The 23,522-nt window shown below is 53.3% G+C and carries 20 protein-coding genes and 1 tRNA gene; 10 read left to right on the forward strand and 11 right to left on the reverse strand.

Annotated features, from left to right (window positions below; genetic code table 11):
• Nucleotides 1-16: 16 nt before the first annotated feature.
• Together K5L82_RS07655 and K5L82_RS07660 are read left to right on the forward strand one after the other, a co-directional pair.
• Entirely contained in the window at nt 17-1,660 is a 1,644-nt protein-coding gene (locus tag K5L82_RS07655) for an FMN-binding glutamate synthase family protein (protein WP_223133715.1), read from the forward strand.
• Between the two features lie 111 nt (nt 1,661-1,771).
• A tRNA-Pro gene (locus tag K5L82_RS07660) sits at nt 1,772-1,848 on the forward strand.
• A gap of 93 nt (nt 1,849-1,941) precedes the next feature.
• On the opposite strand, the gene K5L82_RS07665 is transcribed toward K5L82_RS07660, so the two are convergent.
• Together K5L82_RS07665 and K5L82_RS07670 are read right to left on the reverse strand one after the other, a co-directional pair.
• Nucleotides 1,942-2,958: a zinc-binding dehydrogenase gene (locus K5L82_RS07665; protein WP_133006049.1), complete on the reverse strand. Its 1,017-nt coding sequence runs from the start codon at nt 2,956-2,958 to the stop codon at nt 1,942-1,944.
• A 138-nt stretch (nt 2,959-3,096) separates the two neighbouring features.
• Nucleotides 3,097-4,059 (reverse strand): permease, encoded by a 963-nt coding sequence (locus tag K5L82_RS07670; protein ID WP_223133716.1) that lies wholly within the window; start codon nt 4,057-4,059, stop codon nt 3,097-3,099.
• 108 nt (nt 4,060-4,167) lie between these two features.
• On the opposite strand from K5L82_RS07670, the gene K5L82_RS07675 reads away from it, so the two are divergent.
• Nucleotides 4,168-4,482, forward strand: coding sequence for an ArsR/SmtB family transcription factor (locus K5L82_RS07675; protein WP_223133717.1), 315 nt, complete (start codon nt 4,168-4,170; stop codon nt 4,480-4,482).
• A gap of 68 nt (nt 4,483-4,550) precedes the next feature.
• Here the strand turns inward: K5L82_RS07675 and K5L82_RS07680 are convergent, their stop codons facing one another.
• Both K5L82_RS07680 and K5L82_RS07685 read right to left on the reverse strand, forming a co-directional pair.
• Complete coding sequence (locus K5L82_RS07680; protein ID WP_223133718.1) at nt 4,551-5,237, reverse strand: response regulator; 687 nt, start codon at nt 5,235-5,237, stop codon at nt 4,551-4,553.
• Entirely contained in the window at nt 5,234-6,829 is a 1,596-nt protein-coding gene (locus tag K5L82_RS07685) for a sensor histidine kinase (protein ID WP_223134021.1), read from the reverse strand. Before K5L82_RS07685 ends, K5L82_RS07680 begins: the two co-directional genes overlap by 4 nt.
• 231 nt (nt 6,830-7,060) lie before the next feature.
• Here K5L82_RS07685 and K5L82_RS07690 point away from each other — a divergent pair, with 231 nt between their 5' ends.
• Genes K5L82_RS07690 through K5L82_RS07700 form a run of 3 tightly spaced genes read left to right on the forward strand, consistent with a single transcriptional unit; the run spans nt 7,061 to nt 10,007 of the window.
• Nucleotides 7,061-8,038: a Bug family tripartite tricarboxylate transporter substrate binding protein gene (locus K5L82_RS07690; protein WP_223133719.1), complete on the forward strand. Its 978-nt coding sequence runs from the start codon at nt 7,061-7,063 to the stop codon at nt 8,036-8,038.
• The gene (locus K5L82_RS07695; protein WP_223133720.1) at nt 8,035-8,481 is read left to right on the forward strand and encodes a tripartite tricarboxylate transporter TctB family protein; all 447 of its coding nucleotides are present in this window, start codon (nt 8,035-8,037) and stop codon (nt 8,479-8,481) included. Before K5L82_RS07690 ends, K5L82_RS07695 begins: the two co-directional genes overlap by 4 nt.
• Entirely contained in the window at nt 8,481-10,007 is a 1,527-nt protein-coding gene (locus K5L82_RS07700) for a tripartite tricarboxylate transporter permease (RefSeq protein WP_223133721.1), read from the forward strand. Before K5L82_RS07695 ends, K5L82_RS07700 begins: the two co-directional genes overlap by 1 nt.
• A gap of 73 nt (nt 10,008-10,080) precedes the next feature.
• Here the strand turns inward: K5L82_RS07700 and K5L82_RS07705 are convergent, their stop codons facing one another.
• Together K5L82_RS07705 and putA are read right to left on the reverse strand one after the other, a co-directional pair.
• Nucleotides 10,081-10,644: an NADPH-dependent FMN reductase gene (locus tag K5L82_RS07705; RefSeq protein WP_223133722.1), complete on the reverse strand. Its 564-nt coding sequence runs from the start codon at nt 10,642-10,644 to the stop codon at nt 10,081-10,083.
• Between the two features lie 176 nt (nt 10,645-10,820).
• The gene (putA, locus tag K5L82_RS07710; protein WP_223133723.1) at nt 10,821-14,447 is read right to left on the reverse strand and encodes a bifunctional proline dehydrogenase/L-glutamate gamma-semialdehyde dehydrogenase PutA; all 3,627 of its coding nucleotides are present in this window, start codon (nt 14,445-14,447) and stop codon (nt 10,821-10,823) included.
• A 200-nt stretch (nt 14,448-14,647) separates the two neighbouring features.
• On the opposite strand from putA, the gene K5L82_RS07715 reads away from it, so the two are divergent.
• The 4 genes from K5L82_RS07715 to K5L82_RS07730 all read left to right on the forward strand — a co-directional run bounded on the left by K5L82_RS07715 (nt 14,648) and on the right by K5L82_RS07730 (nt 18,824).
• Nucleotides 14,648-15,100, forward strand: coding sequence for an Lrp/AsnC ligand binding domain-containing protein (locus K5L82_RS07715; protein WP_223133724.1), 453 nt, complete (start codon nt 14,648-14,650; stop codon nt 15,098-15,100).
• A complete protein-coding gene (locus K5L82_RS07720; RefSeq protein ID WP_223133725.1) occupies nt 15,100-16,224 on the forward strand; it encodes a CdaR family transcriptional regulator in 1,125 nt (374 codons plus the stop codon). The genes K5L82_RS07715 and K5L82_RS07720 overlap by 1 nt, the downstream gene beginning before the upstream one ends.
• Nucleotides 16,225-16,342: 118 nt before the next feature.
• Nucleotides 16,343-17,686, forward strand: a complete 1,344-nt coding sequence (locus K5L82_RS07725) for a GntP family permease (protein ID WP_133006058.1) — start codon at nt 16,343-16,345, stop codon at nt 17,684-17,686.
• A 1-nt stretch (nt 17,687) separates the two neighbouring features.
• Nucleotides 17,688-18,824, forward strand: a complete 1,137-nt coding sequence (locus tag K5L82_RS07730; RefSeq protein ID WP_223133726.1) for a glycerate kinase — start codon at nt 17,688-17,690, stop codon at nt 18,822-18,824.
• 81 nt (nt 18,825-18,905) lie between these two features.
• Here K5L82_RS07730 and K5L82_RS07735 read toward each other — a convergent pair whose 3' ends face one another.
• The 5 genes from K5L82_RS07735 to rplT all read right to left on the reverse strand — a co-directional run bounded on the left by K5L82_RS07735 (nt 18,906) and on the right by rplT (nt 23,494).
• Nucleotides 18,906-19,271 carry a MerR family transcriptional regulator gene (locus K5L82_RS07735; protein ID WP_133006060.1) on the reverse strand — a complete coding sequence of 122 codons (366 nt, stop codon included), beginning with the start codon at nt 19,269-19,271 and terminating at the stop codon, nt 18,906-18,908.
• Nucleotides 19,252-19,554: an integration host factor subunit alpha gene (gene ihfA, locus K5L82_RS07740; protein WP_133006061.1), complete on the reverse strand. Its 303-nt coding sequence runs from the start codon at nt 19,552-19,554 to the stop codon at nt 19,252-19,254. Before ihfA ends, K5L82_RS07735 begins: the two co-directional genes overlap by 20 nt.
• 3 nt (nt 19,555-19,557) lie before the next feature.
• On the reverse strand, nt 19,558-21,930 hold the full coding sequence (pheT, locus tag K5L82_RS07745) for a phenylalanine--tRNA ligase subunit beta (protein ID WP_223133727.1): 2,373 nt from the start codon (nt 21,928-21,930) through the stop codon (nt 19,558-19,560).
• Nucleotides 21,931-22,002: 72 nt separating this feature from the next.
• A complete protein-coding gene (pheS, locus tag K5L82_RS07750) occupies nt 22,003-23,001 on the reverse strand; it encodes a phenylalanine--tRNA ligase subunit alpha (RefSeq protein ID WP_223133728.1) in 999 nt (332 codons plus the stop codon).
• 139 nt (nt 23,002-23,140) lie between these two features.
• Nucleotides 23,141-23,494 carry a 50S ribosomal protein L20 gene (gene rplT / locus K5L82_RS07755; RefSeq protein ID WP_114333214.1) on the reverse strand — a complete coding sequence of 118 codons (354 nt, stop codon included), beginning with the start codon at nt 23,492-23,494 and terminating at the stop codon, nt 23,141-23,143.
• Nucleotides 23,495-23,522: the final 28 nt, after the last annotated feature.

Here is a 23,522-nt window from a genome sequence, read left to right on the forward strand (position 1 = left end):
CCCGTTTGAGGTATTCATGGTTAAAACGACCACCTTCCCTTTTCGCTATTCCGCATACGCACTTAGCATCGCGGGATTGCTCATTTCGATTCCGCTCTCAATATGGACAGGCTCAGGATACATCTTCCCCCTAATCTTTACCGCACTAACGGCTCTGGGCACCCGAGATATCCTTCAACGAAAACATACGGTTAGCCGAAACTACCCCATCATGGCGAACTTCCGGTACTTACTCGAATCCATAGGGCCCGAAATTCGCCAGTACTTCATCCAATCAGATACCGAGGAACGGCCCTTCTCGCGAGAGCAACGCACCATTGTGTATCAGCGGGCCAAAGGTGTACTGGATAAACGCCCGTTTGGCTCACAACTGTCAATGTACGAAGAAGGCTTTGAGTGGATGAATCATTCCCTCACGCCTACCAAACTGGCCTCCAATGACTTCCGGGCTGTGATCGGTAAGCGTTGCACAAAACCCTACAGCGCGAGCGTATTCAACATCTCCGCCATGAGTTTTGGCTCGCTATCAGCCAACGCCATACTGAGCCTTAACGCGGGTGCGCTAAAAGGCGGTTTTTACCATGACACCGGGGAAGGCTCTATCTCTCGTTACCACAAAGAACCGGGAGGCGACTTGGTCTGGGAGATTGGTTCGGGCTACTTTGGTTGCCGTCATCCGGATGGCACCTTCAGCCCGGAGCGATTCCACGAGAACGCCTGCCTGGATCAGGTGAAAATGATAGAGGTCAAACTATCGCAGGGGGCAAAACCCGGTCACGGTGGCATACTTCCCGCAGAAAAGGTCACGGCTGAAATCTCTGAAGCTCGCGGGGTACCAATGGGTGAAGATTGCGTGTCGCCTTCCAGCCACTCTGCTTTTTCCACACCGATCGAGCTGCTTGAGTTTATCGAGCAACTGCGGGAGCTTTCGGGGGGTAAACCGGTAGGCTTCAAACTTGCCATTGGGCACCCGTGGGAATGGTTTGCCATCGTTAAAGCCATGCTGAAAACCGGCAAGAAACCCGACTTCATCGTTGTCGATGGAGGCGAAGGTGGCACAGGTGCAGCCCCGCTGGAGTTCATTAATCGTCTCGGCATGCCGCTGAACGAAGCTCTGCTACTGGTACATAACACTTTGGTTGGTGCCAACCTGCGCGATGACATAGCCTTAGGCGCGGCGGGCAAGATCACCTCCGCCTTCGATATAGCCCGAACTCTGGCCATGGGCGCTGACTGGTGCAACGCTGCGCGCGGCTATATGTTCGCATTGGGCTGCATCCAGGCCCTGAATTGCCACACTGGTCGGTGTCCATCGGGTGTTGCCACTCAAGACCCGCGCCGGGGCAACAAACTGGACGTGCCACTGAAAAGCGAGCGGGTGTATAACTACCACACCAAAACACTTGATGCCCTCCAAAACCTACTGGAAGCCTCTGGCCTGAGCCACCCTTCCGAACTCGGGCCTGAGCACATTGTTCGGCGCGTATCGAAAACCAAGGTCCAAAGCTATCTCGATCTATATCATTTTCTGGAACCGGGTATGTTGCTTGAGGGCGAAACTGGGCTAACCGTGTTTGATAAATACTGGAAGTGCGCGCAACCAAACACTTTTGAGCCACCGGAATTTATTCTGAAACTCAGAGAAACCAAATTGCGTTAATTGTTATGAAGAAAGTCTCCGGTCACCTATTTATTTTTTTTTTGGGCTGGCGTATACTTCGCTCCCGCTAAGCCACTGAGATAAACCTCTTTTTTGGCGGCGAGCAGTTTACGGGGCGTAGCGCAGCTTGGTAGCGCACTTGCATGGGGTGCAAGGGGTCGTAGGTTCAAATCCTACCGTCCCGACCAGAATTCCCTAAAAAATCCAGCCACTTCACGGTGACTGGATTTTTTTATGTCCAGAGATTTTTTCGATCCTTCGTTTTACCCCTCTTTCTGATATCAAACCGTCAGCACAACCTTCCCGATGTTCGCCCGACTTTCGATATAGTCGTGTGCTTCGGCGGCATCTTCGAGCCGAAAAGCTTTGGCGACCGTCGGATTAACCCAGCCCTCCTCTAAGCCAACCATAAGTTTATCAACCCATACCCTGATTTTCTGAGGCTCGTGCCATAGCCGGCCCATGTTGATACCAAAAACGGATTTATTTTGGTTCATCAGACTGATTGGGTGGAAGAAAGGCATTAACAAGGCTGTTTTTGCCAGAGCCAGTTTTCCGGCTAAACCATGACCTGATGCTACCGAAATCCCGAACATCGCCAAGCGACCAGGTGAGCGCAATGCCTTATAGCTTTTACGCCAGCTTTCGCCCCCCAACGGATCAAGAATAAGTTCGGCTCCTTTACCACCGGTCAGTTGCATAAGCTCTGAAAACCAGTCGTTGTTACGGTAATCAATGGCATGATTCAACCCTCGTGCTTTTAAATAATCGTGTTTACCCGGGCTGGCGGTGCCTATGGTTTTGGCACCAATATGTTGCGCAATATCCAGTGCTGCTAGGCCCACTCCGCCGCCAACGTTATGAATCAGAACTGTGTCTTCCGGCTGCAGAGCGCCACAGACGATGATCGCCTGCCACGCGGTCAGGTAGTTAACAGGAATCGCGGCAGCCTGTTCAAAAGAGAGGCTATCGGGCTTCTCAAATACCTGAGACTGCGGAACCACCACTTGTGAGGCGTGTCCGCCAAATCTCGATAAAGCGAACACAGACTTGCCTTTCAACCATGGCTCGACACCCTCACCAATTTCATCGATCACCCCGGATACCTCATACCCGGCAGTAAACGGAAAGGCGGGGGCATCCTGATACAGGCCCTGGCGGGCCATGATGTCGGCGAAATTAATCCCTGCTGCTTTTACCGCAATGCGGACTTCCCCGGGGCCGGGATGCAAGTCGGGGCACTCTTCAAGAATAAGAACGCCACTGTCGCCGGCTTTAGGAATGGTTACGCGTTTCATGGGGTCTCCGTTGTTTGAATGAGGGCTGATGTTCGACCAGCCCCAAAACGTAACAGCTTGTCAACAAGCGGGGAACGGGCAGCCAAGGCCAATTCGCTTGCTTGGGGAGGTTAGAGAATGCATCAGCTGCCGCCTCGATCAGAAAAACAGGTAAGTGGCGTATCCTGCAAACATGGCCATGGCAAAGATAACGACTACAAACGCCGCTAGAAGCTTTAGTGTGAACAAAGAGCGCAATAAAATGAGCTCGGTCAGGCTGGCTCCAGCGCTGCCAATGATCAACGCCAGTACCGTTCCGGCACCGACGCCTTTGGCCATCAGAGCCGCCGCCAGCGGAATGACAGCTTCAGCGCGAATGTACAATGGAACTCCAATAACTGCGGCGATGGGAATAGCGAATGGATTATCCGAACCAGCATATTGCTCCAGCAACTCAGTAGGCATGAACCCATAGATTACGCTTCCAATTGCAATACCGATGAGCAGGTAAGGCAGCACGCCAACAAAGTCCGACCAGGATTCCCGCCAAACACCACTATACTTACCCGTGCTATTAACCGTGACGGAGGGTTGCCCTTCACAGCTGCTGGTTTCGCAACTCGACCTGATCGGTGCAGCACCGCATGGGCTTGCGGATGAACCACATCCACTATCTTCTTCTGTCCAAGTCCGACGCACATAGCGCTCGAAGCCAAGCACATGAAGTAGCCATCCTGCACCGACTGCGACCACCAAAGCCGCGATCACATAGATAGCCGTGAGCGTCAATCCAAACGTCGCAACCAGCAAGCCAACAATGATGGGGTTCAACAGCGGAGATGAGAAAAGAAATACCATCATCGGCCCAAAACCGGCACGGGCGCGAATCAAGCCTTTCAACATAGGGATGGTCGAACAGCTACAGAAGGGCGTGATAGCTCCTAGGCCAGCCGCAAGAAAATAGCCACGGCTACCTTTCGAACTCAGTAACGCTTCCACCTTCGACGGTGGGATATGACGTTGTAGAACGCCCACGAGCAAACTGATACCAATGAATAGAATCGATAGCTCGACAGCGAGAAAGGCAAACATGCCCAAAGTGTCTTGCAATTGAGGCGACATTAACTACTCCTGCATTTCTAGATTTGTCGAAATGTTCGAATAATCTAGTTGAGCCCAACAAGACTGTCAACTATAATTCTAGAATCATAGAAATTAATGGAGCATAAAATGGATCACGAAAAAGTTGCATCTAGCCTAGCTGAGCTAGGGAATAGTCATCGGCTGTCGGTGTTCCGCTTCCTGGTCAAAGCCGGTCATGATGGGGCTTCGGTTGGGGAGATTCAGAAGAGTCTGGGTATCCCTGCTTCGACGCTGTCACATCATCTTGCACGCATGGCAAGAGTCGGACTGATCCGGCAGGAAAAACACAGCCGCACCATTGTCTGCATACCTGAGTATGGGCACCTAGAGAACCTGATTGGTTTCTTACAGGAAGAATGCTGTGCAGGCGTCCAGATCGAGGATGATCCAGAACAGCCTTGATACCCGCGCTCCTCTTGCGGCCACCCCTGTACAGTTTGCTATTAAACGGGCTTTGTTGTTACTGGGCATCACTCAGCTAGCTGGTAACGCCTTTCCGGACGGCCAACGCTGCCATACGTTACTTCAGCCGACAGCCTACCCTCGCCAACCATGAATTCGAGGTAGCGCCGAGCAGTGGTCCGTGAAGCACCAATAGCATTGCCCACTGCTTCTGCACTCCACGATTCACCATTACCAATCACATCCTGAATTTTCTCAAGCGTTAGAGCGTCTATACCTTTAGGCAACCGACCACTAGCAGCCTGGCCATCGTCGTCACTTGGGCGCGGGATTAATGCATCAACCTCATTTTGTGCGAGCTGATTCAGCCCGGACAAGTGTTCAAGCCTAGCGCGGAAACGGTTAACGGCATCCGCTAGACGCTCAAACACTAGCGGCTTTAGAATGTAGTCGCATACCCCCCCCCGCAAAGCACTGCGCAAGGTATCCACCTCTTTTGCAGCGGTGATCAAGATGACATCAGTGCTGCTGTCTTGCACTCTGAGTTCTCTTAACAAATCCAAACCACTACCATCCGGAAAATAAACATCCAAAAGGACCAAATCCGGGGCTAACACATCCACAAGATCGCGAGCATCTGCCAACGTATGGGCGATCCCGCAAAGCTCAACGTGATCAAGCCGCTCAACAAACCTTCGCTGAATTTCCGCAATCTGACGATCATCTTCAGCGATCAAGACACGAATCGTATTCAATGGGCGCTCCTGGGTTCCGGAACCTTCGGTAAATATAGAGTGAAACGACTGCCGGCGTCAGGCAGGCTTTCAACGGTAATCGAGCCCCCCCAACGATCAAGAAACTGACGCACGAGATACAACCCATAGCCGTGCTGTTTGCCCGTATCGTGTTTGCTGGTTACGCCTTTTTCAAAAATTCGCTCTCTTTCGTTATCACCAATGCCAACGCCTTGATCGTCCACTTCAAAAATAAGCTCGTGGCCAAGGTCCGTCATTGAGAGCGTTACGCATCCACCCTCTCCGGCGTGCTGGCGAGTTGCTTCCAACGCATTGTCGATCAGGTTACCCAACACGCTCACCAGTTGATCTCTTGGCAAGGCATCAGGGATATCACTCATTTGACTGTCTGGCTCTATGTTGAGGTGCAGCCCCATCTCCCGGGCTCGGTTGTATTTACCCAACAAACACCCGGCAATAATTGGATCAGGCACCGCCTCCAAAAGCAGATGGATCAAGCTCTGGTGATCGCTGGTTTCACGGCCAATCAAACTCAAGGCATCGTCATTGGCACCAATCTGAATCAAGCCAGCAATGGTGTGCAGCTTGTTGGAATACTCATGGGTTTGGCTGCGGAGCGTGTCGGCATACTGCTGTATTCGTGTTAGCTGCTGACTGACATGATCCAATTCGTCCCGCAACCGGAAACTGGCCACCACACCGATGGCCTCGTCACCTTGCCGAACCGGAAGCCGGTTTACCACCATTTGCCGATTCCGGAGCCAAACTTCCCGGTCGAAATCCGGAGTACCGGTCTTCAGCACCGAGAGCAGATCACTGTCGGGCAGCACCTCATGAATTGGCCGACCAACCAGCGAGGTGCCGGTATCGAAACCCAATGTTTCAAGCGCCGCTCGGTTACCCGTTGTGATGATGCCATCGCGGTTGACGGCAATAATGCCTTCACGCACCGACTGCAAGGTGGCATTACGCTCCTCGAATAAACGGGCAATTTCTTCTGGCTCCAAACCAAAAATCTCGCGTTTGAAACGCCCGGCAATTACCACCGCAATCAAGATACTGACCAACAGCATCAAGCCCACCAAACCATATAAGATAAACTTGTATCGCTGAATGGTATTGCCGACTTGGGCAACGCTGTAACCGACTGACACGATACCAACAATTTCGTTGGTTTCAGGCACGAGCACCGGAGCCTTACCGCGTACGGTATCCCCCAAATTCCCGATCGCTCTGGCCACATAACCACGCCCGTTTTTCAGGGCTTCGGCACCTTCATCTCCGTCATCATCGGCCATCGATTTTCCGATCCGCTCTAGTGAAGGGTGCGCCAGCCGGATCGCCTTGTGGTCCCCGATCACAATAAAAAGCGCTTCATTCGTGGCAGCCATCGCAGACGCGAGGCGGTTTAACGCCTCGGAATCGCGCTGCTGTATCCCCGAGATAACCGATGGACTAGCGGCAACGGTCTTCGCCACCATCAACGCACGCTGACCAATTTCGCTGTACAGGGATTCGCTCAGGTAGTAGCCCGCCACCCCGCCGATCAATGCGGTCTGCAATGCGCTGACCAGCACCAGCGTGAGAATCATTCGGGTTTTCAGTTTGGTTTTTCTAGCCACAGCTTAATCAGATCTTGTTGTCGTTTAGCAGTGAGGTTAAAGCACAAGCCACCTTATTGCCCGTGAACTTTATGAACTTAATGATCTTTAGTTTTTTTAAAGGCAATACGCCCACAAACTTTTTAGCAAGATGACCAGCTTCTAATCTACATCCAGAGCTCCTCCGGAGTGCCTATAACAACAATCGAAGGATAACTACTCATGTTTATCAAACGAACTCTGAGTTTCGCAGCTGCAGCCGCTTTCAGCATGTCTGCCATGGCGTGGCAGCCTTCCGGTAAAGTTGAATGTTTGGCTCCCGCAGACCCGGGCGGCGGCTGGGACTTTACCTGCCGCAGTGTTGGCAACGTGATGCAATCGCTCAATCTGGTAGAGGGCACCGTACAAACGATCAACATGGCCGGTGCCGGTGGTGGTGTTGCCTACGCTCACACCGTCAGCAAGCGCAATGACGATGACAAACTTCTGGTCGCCGCTTCAACCGCCACCACCACACGCCTGGCACAAAAGCAGTTCCCCGGCCTTGATGCCGATATGGTCAAGTGGGTCGGTGCGCTGGGTGCGGATTACGGCATCATTGCCGTAGGTAAGAACTCTCCCTACAAAACACTGAACGACCTGTTTGAGGCCAGTAAGGCCAACCCACGTGCTGTGAAGTTTTCCGGTGGCAGCGCCCGTGGCGGTTGGGATCACCTGAAAGTTCTGATTGCCGCCAAGGCTGCCGGGGTCGAGAACCTGCCGTCCATTCCTTATTTGTCCTACAACAACGGCGGCGAAGCCATGACCCAAGTGGTTGGCGGTCAGGTTGATGCCTTTACCGGCGACATCTCCGAGGCGACGGGCTTTATGGAATCCGGCGATTTACGGGTACTCGCTGTGCTGTCAGAGGAGCGACTACCGGGCGAATTCAGTGATATCCCTACTGCCCGCGAGCAAGGTATCGATGCCCTCGGCCCTAACTGGCGTGGTTTCTATATGCCAAAGGATGCCAGCGACGAGGCCAAGCAATACTGGGTTGAAGCCGTCGACACCCTGTACGCCAGTGCTGAATGGAAAGAAGTCATGAAGAGCAACGGTCTGATTCCCTTCCATCCGGATGCGAACAAGTTTGAAGACTTCGTTCATCAGCAGGTTCAGGAGATTAATGACCTGTCCCGCGAAATCGGGTTGATGAAATGAGTGGCTTTAATGACCGCGTACTCGGCCTGGGCCTTCTGGTCCTAGCCGTGGCCTACGGCTGGGCTGCGCAGCAGTGGCCCGAGCCGTTCGGGGGTTCCCACGGCATGGGGCCCGAAACCTTCCCGACCATTTTGTCCTTCATTCTGGTTATTGGCAGTCTGTACTTGATGGTAAAACCAGATCAGGACACACCGTGGCCGCGGGGCAAGACCGCTCTGGAACTTCTGTTCTCAGTGATCGTATTGGTGATCTATGCCTTGCTTCTCGAGCCACTGGGGTTTGTTATCTCCACCACATTGACCGTTAGCGCCTTGAGCTGGCGTATGGGAGCAGCTCCACGCAGCGCCTTCCTGACCGGTCTGATCAGCGCGATCGTGGTGTACGGTTTGTTTAACTACGGATTGTCACTGAGCCTGCCCGCCGGCCTGTTGGAGTTCAGCTAATGGAAACTCTCGGTTTTTTGATAGACGGGTTTGCGGTGGCGTTGACCCCCTACAACCTGATGTACGCGTTATTCGGCGCCTTTGTCGGAACGCTGATCGGCTGCCTGCCGGGCCTCGGCCCAGCCAACGGCGTCGCCATCCTGATCCCACTGGCGTTCACGCTGGGATTGCCTCCGGAAACCTCTATGATTCTCCTGACATCAGTGTACGCGGGGGCCATGTACGGGGGGCGAATCTCCTCAATACTGCTGAACATCCCGGGCGATGAACCCGCGATGATGACCTGCCTGGATGGTTACCCGATGGCGCAGAAAGGCCGGGCGGCCGATGCTTTGGCCATCTCAGCCATCGCCTCGTTTTCCGGCGGACTGATCGGCACCATCGGCTTGATCGTGCTGGCACCGGTACTGGCGAAGTTTGCGTTGACCTTCGGCCCGGCGGAGTACTTTGCTCTGTTCGTATTGGCGTTTGCCACACTGGGTGGCATCACCGGCAAGAACCCGATGAAAACCGTCATCGCGGCGGCGTTGGGTATTATGACTTCCACCGTTGGCATCGACATTTCTACCGGCACGCAGCGCTACACCTTTGGCGTTCTGGAGCTCTACGAAGGGATCGATTTCATATTAGCCATCGTAGGTTTGTTTGCGATCTCCGAGCTTCTGTTTTTTGTCGAGTCGCGCCTTGGTAGCGGCCACAAGAAAGTGAACGTGGGCAAATTAACGTTGTCGTTCAAAGAGCTGATCACCACGATACCCTCGCAGCTTCGTGGCGGTGTTCTCGGCTTCATCGCCGGCGTACTGCCCGGTGCCGGCGCATCGCTGGGTAGTTTTATTAGCTACACCTTGGAAAAAAAGGCTGTGGGCAAGAAAGGCAACTTCGGTAGCGGCGACATTCGCGGGGTCGTCGCACCAGAAGCCGGCAACAACGGCGCAGCATCAGGTGCCTTGGTGCCCATGCTGACACTGGGGGTTCCCGGCAGCGGCACCACCGCGGTTCTTCTGGCGATGCTGATTTCCCTCAACATCACACCCGGCCCGCTGATGTTCACTCAGAACGCGGACATTGTCTGGGGTGTTATTGCGGCGCTATTGATCGGTAACGTTCTGCTGCTATTGCTCAACGTCCCGATGATTGGTGTATTTGTTCGGTTGCTGTCGATACCACCAATGTTTCTGCTTCCAATCGTTACGATGGTCGCGTTCGTGGGCATTTACTCCATAAGCAACAGCACCTTTGATCTCTACTTTATGGTGGCGTTCGGGGTAGCCGGGTATTTCCTGCGCAAACTGGAGATACCGCTGGTGCCGATCATTCTTGGTTTGCTATTGGGGCCTGAAATGGAGAAAAACCTGGGGCATGCGCTGATTCTGTCGGACAGTGACTGGAGCACGCTTTGGAGCAGCCCGCTGGCTTTGGGGCTTTGGATCGTTGCAGGCTTGGGGCTGGCGCTGCCCGTGATTGTTGGCCCGCTACTGAGGCGGCGCATGAGGTCGGCGATGACTGAAAATCCGGTTAGCGATTAGTTAACGCACCGTCGCCGCTTTCATCAACCATAAAAAAACCGGGCTGGTGCCCGGTTTTTTTCTAACTTGAAACTTAGCGCATCGTTTTCAGTGCTTGCGCCCACTTCGCTAGCTCTTCCAGCATTGCGTTTGCTGATTTCGTGTGCACATCTTCAGCCTGGAACTTGCGGTTCTCATCCAGCTTTTCCCACGGCATCTGCACCATAACACCTTCGGTCATTGGCATCATTTTCACCGTGGTCACCAGTTGTTTGGCAGTTTGTGCGGAACGAAGGCCGCCAGAAACACCGCCGTAGCTTACAAAGGCACAGGGCTTATAGTTCCATTCGTTGAACAGATAGTTCACCGCATTAATAAAAGACGGAGGTGGACAGAAGTTGTATTCGGGGATCACGAACACAAATGCGTCTGCTTTGGACACGCTCTCAGACCATGCTTTGGTATGGTCGTGCTCGTACTTCTGCATACGCGGGTGATTCGGTTCGTCATAAACCGGCAGGTTAAAGTCCGCCAAGTCCACTAGCTCACTCTCGAACCCTCCCTGCTCGTTAGCAGCCTTGTTGAACCACTCTGCGACGGAAGATCCGACGCGGCCCGGGCGGGTACTGCAGATAATCGTTTGAAGCTTGGAAGACATACTATTGTTCCTTTTCACGTCACGTTTTCAAATCAGCTCACTGACTATAAACGCTGTGCCCGTAGAAAAATAACAAAGAAATCTGCACCATCTATTCAATATTTCTGAATAAATGGTGCAGATTGGTTTGCTAGACACAAAGCGGAACGCCGATTATCCGCTGGCCTGACCTCACCTTATTCCGCTGAAGCAATCAGGCTGGCGTTACCGCCGGCAGCCGTGGTGTCTATGCAAAGGTGGCGCTCGATGACGTAACGCTGGTCCAGCGTGTACTCAGTGATCACTGGCAACAAAGCTCCGTCCCGGACTGAAAGCGCTTCGCGGTACTGCTTCAGCAGCGGCTTTTCCGCGACGCTAACAACGGCTTCGTAGCCACCAATCTGTGTCAGTGCCTCTGGCTCCAACAAGCCGTCAGTGGCTACAACCGGAAGACCCGCATTGATCGCTCGTGACAGCGTTTTTTCAGCCCCCGGAGCCACCACCACAACTTTGTTGCCTTGCGACAACGCCACACCGGCCTGCTCGACTGCCGTAGCTGTATCAGGCCCGAGGCATAAGACAACACCCCGAGCGTGACAAGATAGATGGTTCTGCTCACCGGTCGGCCCTGGCATTTCTTCGTGGCCGAGATCCAGCGGTGCCGGAACGTCACCAAAGAACGGGCTCAGAGCCTGTTGGCGACCTTCTGCCGCAGGGACATCAAGCTTAGCTAGCTGATCAATCAGCTTTTGCACCTTTCGGGCGCCAACGGCTTTGCCTTCACCGGCCAATTTTTCCGTAACGTTGCCTTTAATAAAGCGACGTACGTACTGTGGGCCACCCGCTTTCGGACCGGTTCCAGACAATCCTTCACCACCAAAGGGCTGAGAACCGACAATGGCGCCGATCTGATTGCGGTTAACGTAAGTGTTACCGACTTTAATACGGCTGGCGATATGCTCGATACGGCGATCCACCCGGCTGTGAATCCCGAAAGTCAGGCCGTAGCCTTTAGCGTTGACCGCATCTACCACTTTGTCGATATCTTTGGCTTCAAACGTGGCAACGTGCAGCACCGGACCAAAGATTTCTTCTTCCATTTCCTCGATTCCGCTTACTTGCAGAACTGCAGGTGAAACGAACATACCTTTTTCCGGCACCGGCAGCTTTTTGAGCAATTTGCCCTGCTGTTCGAATTTCTTGCAGTGATCGTTGATCTTTTTGCGAGATTCCTCGTCAATAACAGGCCCAACATCGGTAGATAACTCCCAAGGGTCGCCGATACCGAGCTCTTCCATCGCGCCGTAAAGCATTTCGAGCAAGCCTTCGGCAATGTCTTTCTGTACGTAAAGCATACGCAAGGCTGAACAACGTTGGCCCGCACTCTGGAACGAAGAAGCCAGCACATCGCGCACCACCTGTTCAGGCAAGGCTGTGGAATCCACGATCATGGCGTTCATTCCACCGGTTTCAGCAACCAGCGGCGCATCGGGGGCCATGTTCTTGGTCATCGCCTTATTGATCAGCTTGGCGGTATCGGTTCCGCCGGTGAAGCAAACCCCTTCAATGCGTGAATCCGATGTCAGTGCCGCACCCACGGTGCCACCGTCACCCGGCAAGAGTTGGATCGCGTCTTTCGGAATACCGGCTTCGTGCATTAATTCAACCGCACGCACTGCCAGCAAAGAGGTCTGTTCGGCAGGCTTCGCGACTACGGTATTACCGGCCGCCAGGTTCGCCAGAATCTGGCCAGTGAAGATGGCCAGCGGGAAGTTCCAGGGTGAGATACAGCAAATCACCCCTCGAGCCTCCCCGGCGTCTTTGTACCGGATACCCTCGTTGGCGTAGAACATAGCAAAGTCTACTGCCTCACGAATCTCGGCCACCGCATCAAACAGAGACTTACCAGCCTCCCGGGTGGTCAGAGCAAACAGTTCGTCCACGTTCTCTTCATACAAATCACCGACCTTACGGATCAGTTCGGCACGCTTTTCTGCAGGTACAGCTGCCCAGTCTTTGAAACCGGCGCGGGCCGCTTCCACTGCGGCATCAACGTCAGCTTCGGAGGCATAAGTAATCTGTCCTACCACATCGTCCAGATCCGCCGGGTTGCGAACGTCAACCACCTCGCCACCCTTCGGTGCCGACACAGTTACCGAGCCACCCTGCCACTGGTGCGTTTTGTATTTGCCTCGCCCTTCATTCAGTTCGGCAACCGTTACAGGGTCTGTCAAATCCCACCCCTTCGAGTTACGGCGCTGTTCGCCGAAGATATCCGCCGGCTTCACAATCATTTGACTGGAAACCTCGCGACCCAGCGCATTCACTGCATCGATGGGATCTTTGGCGATCTCCTCCGGTGTAATGCTGGTATCGACAATCTGGTTAACGAAGGAGCTGTTCGCGCCGTTTTCCAGCAACCGGCGAACCAAGTAGGCCAGCAGATCTTTGTGGGCGCCCACCGGTGCGTAGATCCGGCAGGGTACTTTGCTTGCCTTAAGCACCTGATCATGCAGAGACTCACCCATACCATGCAGGCGCTGAAACTCGAACTTATCCCGACTCAAATCTTTCGCCAGCTCTAAAACCGCGGATACGGAATGCGCGTTGTGGGTGGCGAACTGTGGGTAAATACGATCGGTCATACCGAGTAGTTGAGTCGTGCATGACAAGTAGGAAACGTCACTGCAGGCTTTACGGGTAAATACAGGAAAGCCCTCAAGCCCCATCACCTGAGCGCGTTTGATCTCGGCATCCCAGTAGGCACCTTTCACCAGGCGCACCATGATACGGCGGTTGTGCTTCTCAGCCAGCGCATACAGCCAATCCAACGTCTGTGAGGCGCGTTTAGCAAAAGCCTGAACCACCACACCAAAACCGTCCCAGCCGTCGAGCGCGGGATCGGCAAAAATCGCTTCAATAACATCCAGCGAAAGGTCCAGACGATCTTGCTCTTCCGCGTCGATGTTGAAACCCATATTCGCTGCAGCGGCTTTTTTAGCCAGCTCGAGCGCCCGTGGTACCAACTCGTTCATCACGCGTTCTTTCTGGCCGTACTCGTAGCGCGCCAGCAATGCCGACAGCTTTACGGAGATACCCGGATTAGTGCGTACATCACCTTCACAGCGCTTACTGATGCTCTCGATGGCTTTGGCATAGGCCTGGAAGTAACGTTCAGCATCGGCATCCGTGCGCGCAGCTTCTCCCAACATATCGTAGGAGTAGGTGTAGCCCTGCTCTTCCATTTCCTGGCCATTTTCCTGAGCTTCTTCAATGTCCCTACCCAATACAAACTGACGGCCCATTTCCTTCATGGCTTGCCCTGCAGCCACACGAACCACAGGCTCGCCCAGACGCTTAACCAAGTGGCGCAATGTATCGCCTACGCTTTGGCGCTCCGAATCCTTAAGCAAGTTACTGGTCATCAACAAAGCCAGCGTGGCGGAGTTAATCAGGCCAGATTTGGCCTTGCCCACGTGGGCTCCCCAGTTGCCAGAAGTGATTTTGTCCTCAATCAGATCCTGGATGGTGAAGTTATCGGGAACCCGAAGCAGCGCCTCGGCCAGGCACATCAACGCCACGCCTTCTTTGGTGGTCAGCCCGTACTCAGCCAGGAATTTTTCCATAATCGTTGGCTTGGCGTTGTCACGCACATCGCGCACCAACTCTGCCGCTCGGACAGATATCGCTTGGCGCGTTTCATCAGACAGCTGAGCCTGCTCAATCAGTCGGTGAATCACTTCATACTCGTCCGCCAGATAGTTGTCGCGAAGGGCCTGACGAATTTCGTGGAGCTCTTTTACCGCGGATTGCTGCAAACTCATGGTTATGCCTCCTGATTATTGGAATACTGACCGCATTGTAGCGAAGGCGGTATATTCTATTTTCCTATTAGACGCTCTTATCAGGTCTTATTTCCTTTAATTAGCCAGTCGAAATTATCAAAAAAACCGCACATAGATTAAAATTAGGAAAACCGACTTATAAAGTCATATTTCAATCCCACACCACAAGGATAGCAGCCATGTCGGATCTCGACAGGATCGACCTTGCCATCGTTCGAGAACTGCAGAACAACGGACGCATGACCGTTACTGACCTCGCGTCCAGAGTAGGGTTATCCAAGACCCCCTGTCAGATACGCATGCGCCGTCTCGAAGAGCAGGGTTACATCACGGGCTATTCGGCGATGGTGAACCAAACAAAGCTGGGCCACTCCCACATCGCTTTTGCCCAAGTGACTCTGAGTGACACGTCGAGTAAGGCCTTGGCAGCGTTCAACGATGCCGTTAAGAAGATTTCTGCCGTAGAACAATGCCACATGATGGCCGCCAATTTTGATTATTTGCTGAAGATTCGTACGCGAAATATGGCAGAGTATCGCCAAGTTCTGGGGGAGCAAATCTCGAGCCTGCCCCATGTTCTGCAAACCAGCACCTTTGTTGTCATGGAAAACGTAAAAGACCGAGGCTTGTAATGACGACGCTTGATCAAGCCACCGCCCAGCGCATTGTGGATCGTGCGATGCCCGTGATCGGCCATTCGGTCAACGTGATGACACCCGAGGGCATCATCATAGCGTCCGGTGACTCTCTGCGCGTGGGAGCCATTCATCAAGCGGCACGGCAGGTGGCCAAATCCTGTGCCCCTGTGGTGATCACAGAGCAAGAGGCCTGCAGATATACCGGCACCCGAGCCGGCGTGAACGTGCCGGTTGAAGTGGGCGGCAAGATCGTAGCCGTTGTCGGCATCTCGGGCTCACCAGACAAAGTGCTACCATTTGCAGACTTGGTAAGGGTCACCGCCGAGCTGATCCTGGAGCAAGCCTCGTTAATCGAAGTCAGTCGCCAACGCCGGCATCAAATCGAAAACACCTTGCTGGCATTGCTGAAGGGCGAGCCGGTTTCAAACCATTGGCTTAAGCAACTCTCGATTGATCTCAGCAAATCCCGAATTGCCGTGGTCTTGGAAGCCAGCCAGCCTCACCTGCCGTGGTTAACCGATATCACCTCGTTGGCTAGAGATTTAGAACGGGTTGAGCCCGAGGCTCTTGTCATTCAGACCCCCGATCAGAAAGTTGTTTGCTTTTTTATCGAAAAATCACCAAAAGATGCCATGAATGCCGCAATAGCGCGGCTTCCTAAGAATATAGCAGTGTCAGCATCGGCTGCTACTGGCGCCGCATTCAGCAACAATCTCAAAGCTTGCTACGAATCGGCCGAAGCGACCCTGCAGGCCGCCAAACAACGTTTCCAAGCGCCTGCTCGCGCACACTACGAGACGTACCCTATGGCCACTCTATGGCGAAGCTTGCAGCCTGATTGGCAACAAGATCAACTCACCCAAGCACTTCGCCCTCTACTCAACCATGCTCGTAGCGATCAATACCTCAAGACGCTTCGCACGTTTATTCATTCCGACGGCGATATCCAACGATGTGCGGCGCAGCTTCATCTACATCGCAATTCCGTTCGCTATCGCCTAAAAGGCATTGAGGCTTTAACGGGCTGGTCCCCGTTCCGGCTCGAAGACCTCGTGTTCCTATATATGGCATTGGAATCAAACCACCAATTAGTTCAGTTGCACAATAACATCAAGTAAAGATAGAGCAATCCTGTTCTTGTGCATAACGAATTATTGTCAATCTGCTTTTACACTTAGCACCACATAATCGGCCACAGAGCCGGTATAACAATCGGGTTGATTCTGGAGATTTCCGATGCATCTGGTGCTAATTTTGGTAGCGGTCATAATTTTTATTGTGTTTGCTACCAGCCGTTTAAAACTGAACCCTTTTATTACCCTATTGCTCGCCTCGTTTTTGGCCGCCTTTGCCTTTGGCCTGCCGTTAGCTGACATCGAAAAAACCATTCGCGCCGGCTTCGGTAACATTCTGGGCTACATTGGTCTGGTGATTGTGCTGGGAACCATTATTGGTGTGATTCTTGAACGCACCGGCGCCGCCATCGTGATGGCCGAAAGCGTCGTGAAATGGCTCGGTGAGAGATTCCCAACACTCACCATGTCGCTTGTCGGCTTTATCGTCTCCATTCCTGTTTTTTGTGATTCCGGCTATGTCATATTGAACAGCCTGAAACGCTCAATGGCCAGAACACTCAATGCCTCCCCTGTGGCCATGACTGTTGCATTGTCCACAGGCCTATTCGCCACCCATACTTTGGTTCCGCCAACTCCGGGCCCTATTGCCGCGGCAGGCAACCTGGGACTGGAAAACAATCTGGGCCTGGTTATTGCTGTCGGGCTTGTATTCGCAATCATTGCGGCCTTAGCAGGGCTGTTCTGGGCATCCCGGTGCAAGAACCTGCCAAGCACCGAACTCGAACAAGCAGAAGAGGCTTTCGAAGAAGCCAAACAGCACTATGGGGAACTTCCTTCGGCCAGCAAGGCGTTTGCACCGATCTTCGTCCCAATCTTACTGATCTGCATAGGCTCCTTTGCCAACTACCCCACCGCACCGCTGGGTGACGGAATGGTTTATGACATTCTGAACTTCCTCGGCAAGCCCTTGAACGCCCTGTTAATTGGCCTCGGTTTTGCGCTCACTCTCCTGCAAGGCAACAACAAGCTTGAAGAGTTCGGCCGTCATACCAGCAAAGGCCTGGAAGTGGCTGCGCCAATTATTCTGATTACCGGTGCCGGCGGTGCATTCGGCGCCGTTCTAGCCGCCACGCCTCTGGGAAGCTACCTGGGCGACACCCTCTCAACCCTAGGGTTAGGTGTCATGATGCCATTCATTGTAGCCGCGGCCCTCAAGTCTGCTCAGGGCTCCTCCACCGTTGCACTGGTTACGGCCTCAGCACTTGTTGCCCCGCTTCTGCCTCAGCTTGGACTGGATTCCGAGCTTGGCCGGGTGTTGACAGTAATGGCTGTGGGCGCCGGCGCTATGACGGTATCCCATGCCAACGACAGTTACTTCTGGGTGGTATCACAGTTCAGCAAAATGAACGTTGCAACCGCCTATAAATCGCACACAACGGCAACACTGGTTATGGGTCTGGTGACCATTGCATGCGTGTGGCTAACCTCACTGGTGGCTTTGTAGCATGCGTATTGTCATTGCTCCTGACTCGTTCAAGGAATGCCTGTCAGCCGATCAGGTTGCCAGCGCGTTGGCCCGAGGCTGGGCAAAGGCGGCGCCGCGAGACGAGATCATCGAAGTACCTCTAGCAGATGGTGGGGAAGGCACAACTGTTGCGCTGACCGAAGCCCTTCACGGGCAATTGCATTCAGTCACAGTAACAGGGCCACTGGGAGAACCCGTGGTCGCCCGCTATGGGCTGGCAGATAGCGCCAATACGGCCATTATTGAAGTCGCTGAAGGAAGCGGCCTGCACTGTGTGCCGCCTGATGAGCGAAACGCGTTATCTGCTTCAAGTTACGGTACCGGCGAATTAATGTTGGAAGCACTGGCTCACAAGCCAAAAGTGCTGATCATGGGGCTGGGCGGCAGCGCGACGACGGATGGCGGCGCTGGCATCTTGCAGGCACTCGGCGCAAAGCTCCTCGACAAGGGAGGCAATCCTATTCCTCCAGGCGGAATAGGATTGGGCAAACTCGCCAGTCTGGACTTGCAGCCAGCGCTTGATGCCATAGGAGACACACGCTTAGTCGTTGCCTGCGACGTTAACAATCCGTTGACGGGTCCTAAGGGCGCGGCAGTCGTGTTCGGTCCTCAAAAAGGCGCAAGCATTCAGCAGCTCATTAAGCTGGACGCTAATCTGGCTCACTTCGCCCGATTGGCCAAAAAGCAGGGCTGGGATATTTCTAGCTTCCCCGGCAGCGGCGCCGCGGGAGGTATCGGTGGTATGGTCGTCGGTATTCTCGGAGCGCAATTGCGCCCCGGAATTGAGCTTGTCATGGATACCGTCGAGCTGGAAAGCCACATCGAGACTGCGGACTTGGTGATCACCGCTGAGGGTGCCATAGACAACCAAAGCGCTTACGGTAAAACCCCCGCAGGAGTGTCGCTTATGGCAAAGAAATATGGTGTACCGGTTGTAGGCTTTGCCGGCATGTTGGGGCAAGACTTTTCAGCCCTGCAAACCAAAGGGCTGACCGCGGCTTTTTCGATAACCCGGGGGCCGATGGAACTTCAAAATGCCTATGCCCAAGCAGAGGCTAACTTGGAGCAATGTGCCGAACAGCTTGCTCTGCTCGCCCACGCTCTACACAAAAGCTGATTCACCACGATCATAACGCAAAAAACCGAGACGTTTTCACATCTCGGTTTTTTTGTGCTCACGATTTTGATTCGTTACCGATTACTTGGCTGGGGCGTTCAACACATCCAATACTTCTTCAAGTTCGGTAATCATTTGGCGGATCAGCTGCTTGTACTGGGAGGTATCGTCTTTCACCTCGGAGCTGCTCAACTTTTGTTTGGCACCCCCAATGGTGTAGCCCTGATCATAAAGCAAGCTACGGATCTGCCGTATGGTGATAACATCAGCACGCTGATAATAACGACGGTTACCCCGGCGTTTAACCGGCGAGAGCTGCGGGAACTCTTGCTCCCAATACCTCAGTACGTGTGCTTTAACGGCACACAGCTCCGCAACCTCACCAATGGTGAAGTAGCGTTTCCCCGGAATAACGGGAAGCTCGTTGTTATGACTCGGTTCCAGCATACGTTTCTACTTTTTGTTTCAGTTTTTGGCCGGGCCTGAAGGTAACGACGCGTCGGGCGCTGATCGGGATCTCTTCACCCGTTTTGGGGTTACGCCCGGGGCGCTGTTTCTTGTCACGGAGGTCAAAGTTGCCGAATCCCGACAACTTCACCTGCTCATTGTGACTGAGAGCACCTCTGATTTCATCGAAGAAAGCTTCTACCATTTCTTTGGCTTCCCGCTTGTTCAGACCTAATTCTTCGTACAAGCGCTCCGCCATATCCGCTTTCGTCAAAGCCGTCATCCGTCAACTCCTCAGTGTTGCCCCCAGCTCTTCTTTAAGGGAATCGATAACCCCGTTGAAGAGCGTATGCACTTCGTCTTCATTCAGCGTGCGCTCGGGATGTTGCCAAAACAGGCTTAGGGCCAAACTGCGATTGCCCTCACCCAGGCTTTCACCCTCATAGACATCAAACACACGCATGTCTGTTAGGTGTTCGCCGGCTTGTTTACGAGCTATTTCTTCAACCTGCGCGAACGACACTTCGCTTCCGATAATGATAGCCAAATCTCTTCGAACTTCCGGGAATTTCGAAACATCTTTGAAATTAGGCACATATCCAGTCACGATTGAATTCAAGAATAGCTCAAACATTAGAATCGTGCCATTAAGTTCAAGGTTTTTCTGCACTTGAGGGTGCAAAGTTCCCAACCAACCTACACTCTCGCCATCGCGCACAAGCTCTGCCGTTTGCCCGGGATGCAACGCCGGGTGCTGGCCTGCTCGGAACTGAACCTCAATACCGAGTACCTGGAACAAACTGTCCAGCTCACCTTTCACATCAAAGAAGTCTGACGCACGGCGGCCGTTGGTCCAATTTTCAGGAGTCTGGTTGCCCACAACAACACCCGCCAGCATTGGCTGCTGATCGATCTGATCACCGTCTTTCACAAAGCGAAGACCGGTCTCGAACAAACGGATTCGAGGCTGCTGACGATTCTGGTTGTGCTGAACCGTCTTAATCAGGCCGCTCCAAAGCGTGGTGCGCATGACAGAAAGATCTGCCGAAATCGGGTTCGCCAAGGCGATACCTTCCCGATCGGGATCAACCAACTGCTGTACTTTGGGGTCGACAAAGCTGTAGGTAATAGCTTCCTGGTAGCCTTGGGCCACAAAGAAATTGCGAACCGCCGATAGTGGCCGCACCGCTTCTTCCCGAACACTCAGGCCTAACGAGCCCGTAGGCTCGGTTACCGGAAGGTTGTTGTAGCCATAAATGCGTCCAACTTCTTCTATCAGATCTTCTTCGATCGAAATATCCGGGCGGAAGCTGGGCACACTGATGCGCCAACCATCCTTCAAAAGTTTTTCAACACGCAAACCGAGTCGAGACAGAATCTCTTCTACTGTGGTGCGGTCAATCGCCAAACCAAGAACGTCGGCCAACCGTTTCTCACGCAGGTCAACGGTTTTTGCTTTCGGCAGATCTTCCCAGCTGACCACTTCAACAATTTCACCCGGCTCCCCGCCAACAATGGCCATCAACAGGCGGGTTGCCCGCTCCATTGCCTCGCGGGCCAGTTCGTAATCAACGCCGCGCTCAAAACGGTGAGACGCGTCGGTATGCAAACCGTAGTGACGTGCCTTGCCGGCCATCGCAATAGGTTCGAAGTAGGCAGACTCCAGGACCAGATCCTGAGTCTTGTCATTCACGCCGGAATGCTCACCGCCCATTACGCCGGCAATGGCGATCGGCTTGTCGTGATCAGCGATTACCAGAGTTTCAGCCGTTAGTTCAACTTCCTGACCGTCCAGCAACACCAGTTTCTCGCCGGCTTTCGCCATGCGAACAACGATGCCACCTGAAATTTCTTCCCGGTCAAAAGCATGCAGAGGCTGACCGAGTTCCAGCATCACATAGTTAGTCACATCAACCGCAGCGTCGATGGAACGAATACCGGAACGACGCAGTTTCTCCTGCATCCACAACGGCGTTTCGGCTTTCAGGTTTACGTTACGCAGAACACGCCCCAGATAACGGGGGCAGGCCTCCGGCGCTTCGATGCGAATGGCAGGAACCTCAGAATGAACGGCCTCAACCGTCTCAATTTCAGGAACTCCCACCACCAAACTGTTCAGCACACCCACTTCGCGAGCCAACCCTTTGATAGACAAGCAATCACTGCGGTTGGGTGTCAAATCAACATCAATGGCGATGTCGTTCAGCTTGAGGTAATCAACCATGCTCTGGCCAACCGGAGCATCGTCAGGCAGTTCCATCAAACCATCGTGGCTTTCAGACAGAGTCAGTTCTGATTCCGAACACAACATGCCCTGAGAAGGCTGGCCACGCAGTTTGGCTTTTTTAATCTTGAAGTTGCCGGGCAGCACCGCACCTACTTCAGCGAAAGGCACCTTCAGCCCTTCACGAACGTTAGGAGCGCCACAAACAACCTGTACGGTTTCTTCGCCATTGCTGACCTGGCAAACACGAAGCTTATCGGCATCCGGGTGCGCTTCTACAGAAAGCACCTCGCCCACGATTACACCGGAAAATTCGCCGGCTACCGGTTCAAAACCGTCTACTTCCAGACCAGCCATGGTGATCTGGTCCATCAATGCCTGGGAATCTATGCTCGGATTAACCCACTCTCGCAGCCACTGTTCACTGAATTTCATCGTTCTAGCCTTGTCCTGATGCCATTTATGCGGTTGATTCGGAGACTTGCTTACGCCGTTTAGCCCTCAGACTTAACGGAACTGGCGCAAGAAACGCAGGTCGTTTTCGAAGAACATGCGCAGATCTTTTACGCCGTAACGAAGCATGGCCAAGCGCTCAACGCCCAGACCAAATGCAAATCCACGATATTCTTCGGCATCAATGCCGCAATGCTCGAACACTTTCGGATGCACCATTCCGCACCCCATTACTTCCAGCCACTTAATGCTACCATCGGCTTCCCGGCCCCACTCGATATCCACTTCTGCAGAGGGTTCGGTGAACGGGAAATAAGAGGGACGGAAGCGAACTTTCAAATCACGTTCGAAGAACACTCGCAGGAACTCTTCTACGGTGCTCTTAAGGTCCGCAAAGCTCACGTTCTTTTCGATCAGCAGCCCTTCAACCTGATGAAACATTGGCGTGTGCGTCATATCCGAGTCACAACGATATACTCGTCCTGGGCAGATCATACGGAACGGCGGCTTACCGGCTTCCATAGTACGGATCTGAACAGGAGATGTGTGAGTACGCAACAGCGTGCCCGGGTTGAAATAAAAGGTATCGTGCATGGCACGAGCCGGGTGATGACCAGGGATATTGAGGGCTTCGAAGTTATGGTAGTCATCTTCGATTTCGGGTCCCTGCTCGACGCTGTAACCGGCGCGAGCAAAAATTTCTTCAATGCGCTGGAGTGTGCGAGTCACCGGGTGCAAGCCACCCAGATCTTGCCCACGGCCTGGCAAGGTTACATCAATGGATTCGCTGGCCAGTTTCGCCTCAATGGCGGCCTTTTCAAGATCGGCGCGGCGGGCGTTAATAGCCTGTTCAACCTGCCCTTTGGCTTCATTGATTTTTTGGCCGGCTGCAGGGCGCTCCTCTGCTGAAAGCTTACCCAGAGTTTTGGCTTGCTGAGTAATAGTGCCTTTCTTACCGAGGTACTCTACGCGAATTTGATCAAGCGCCTGAAGGTTGTCTGCCGCTTCGACTGCACTCAATCCGTCCTGAACCAACTGTTCAAGGTTTTCCATTGACCCTGCTCCAAACCTGAAATGAGGTAGGTTAAAACAAAAATAGGGGAAGAGCGTGCCCTTCCCCTATTCAGAAGGCGCCATCATGAATTCATGATGCACCCTGATCGATCAGTAATCGATGAAAGAGCTTAAGCGATCACAAGGATGCTTTGGCCTTCTCAACAATAACAGCAAAAGTCTGCTGCTCGTTCATGGCCAGGTCAGCCAGAACCTTACGGTCGATCTCAACATTCGCTTTCTTCAGACCAGCGATCAGACGGCTGTAAGACAGACCGTTTGCACGAGCACCAGCGTTGATACGAGCAATCCACAGAGCGCGGAAAGCACGCTTACGGTTACGACGGTCACGGTATGCGTATTGACCGGCTTTGATAACCGCTTGCTTGGCAACGCGGAATACACGGCTACGAGCGCCGTAATAACCCTTGGCCTGCTTGAGAATCTTCTTATGACGACGACGTGCTACCACGCCACGTTTTACACGAGCCATACTATTATCCTTCTACCTTAATATACTT

This window comes from Marinobacter sp. AL4B (assembly GCF_019916045.1).
In the GTDB taxonomy this organism is placed as follows: Bacteria; Pseudomonadota; Gammaproteobacteria; order Pseudomonadales; family Oleiphilaceae; genus Marinobacter.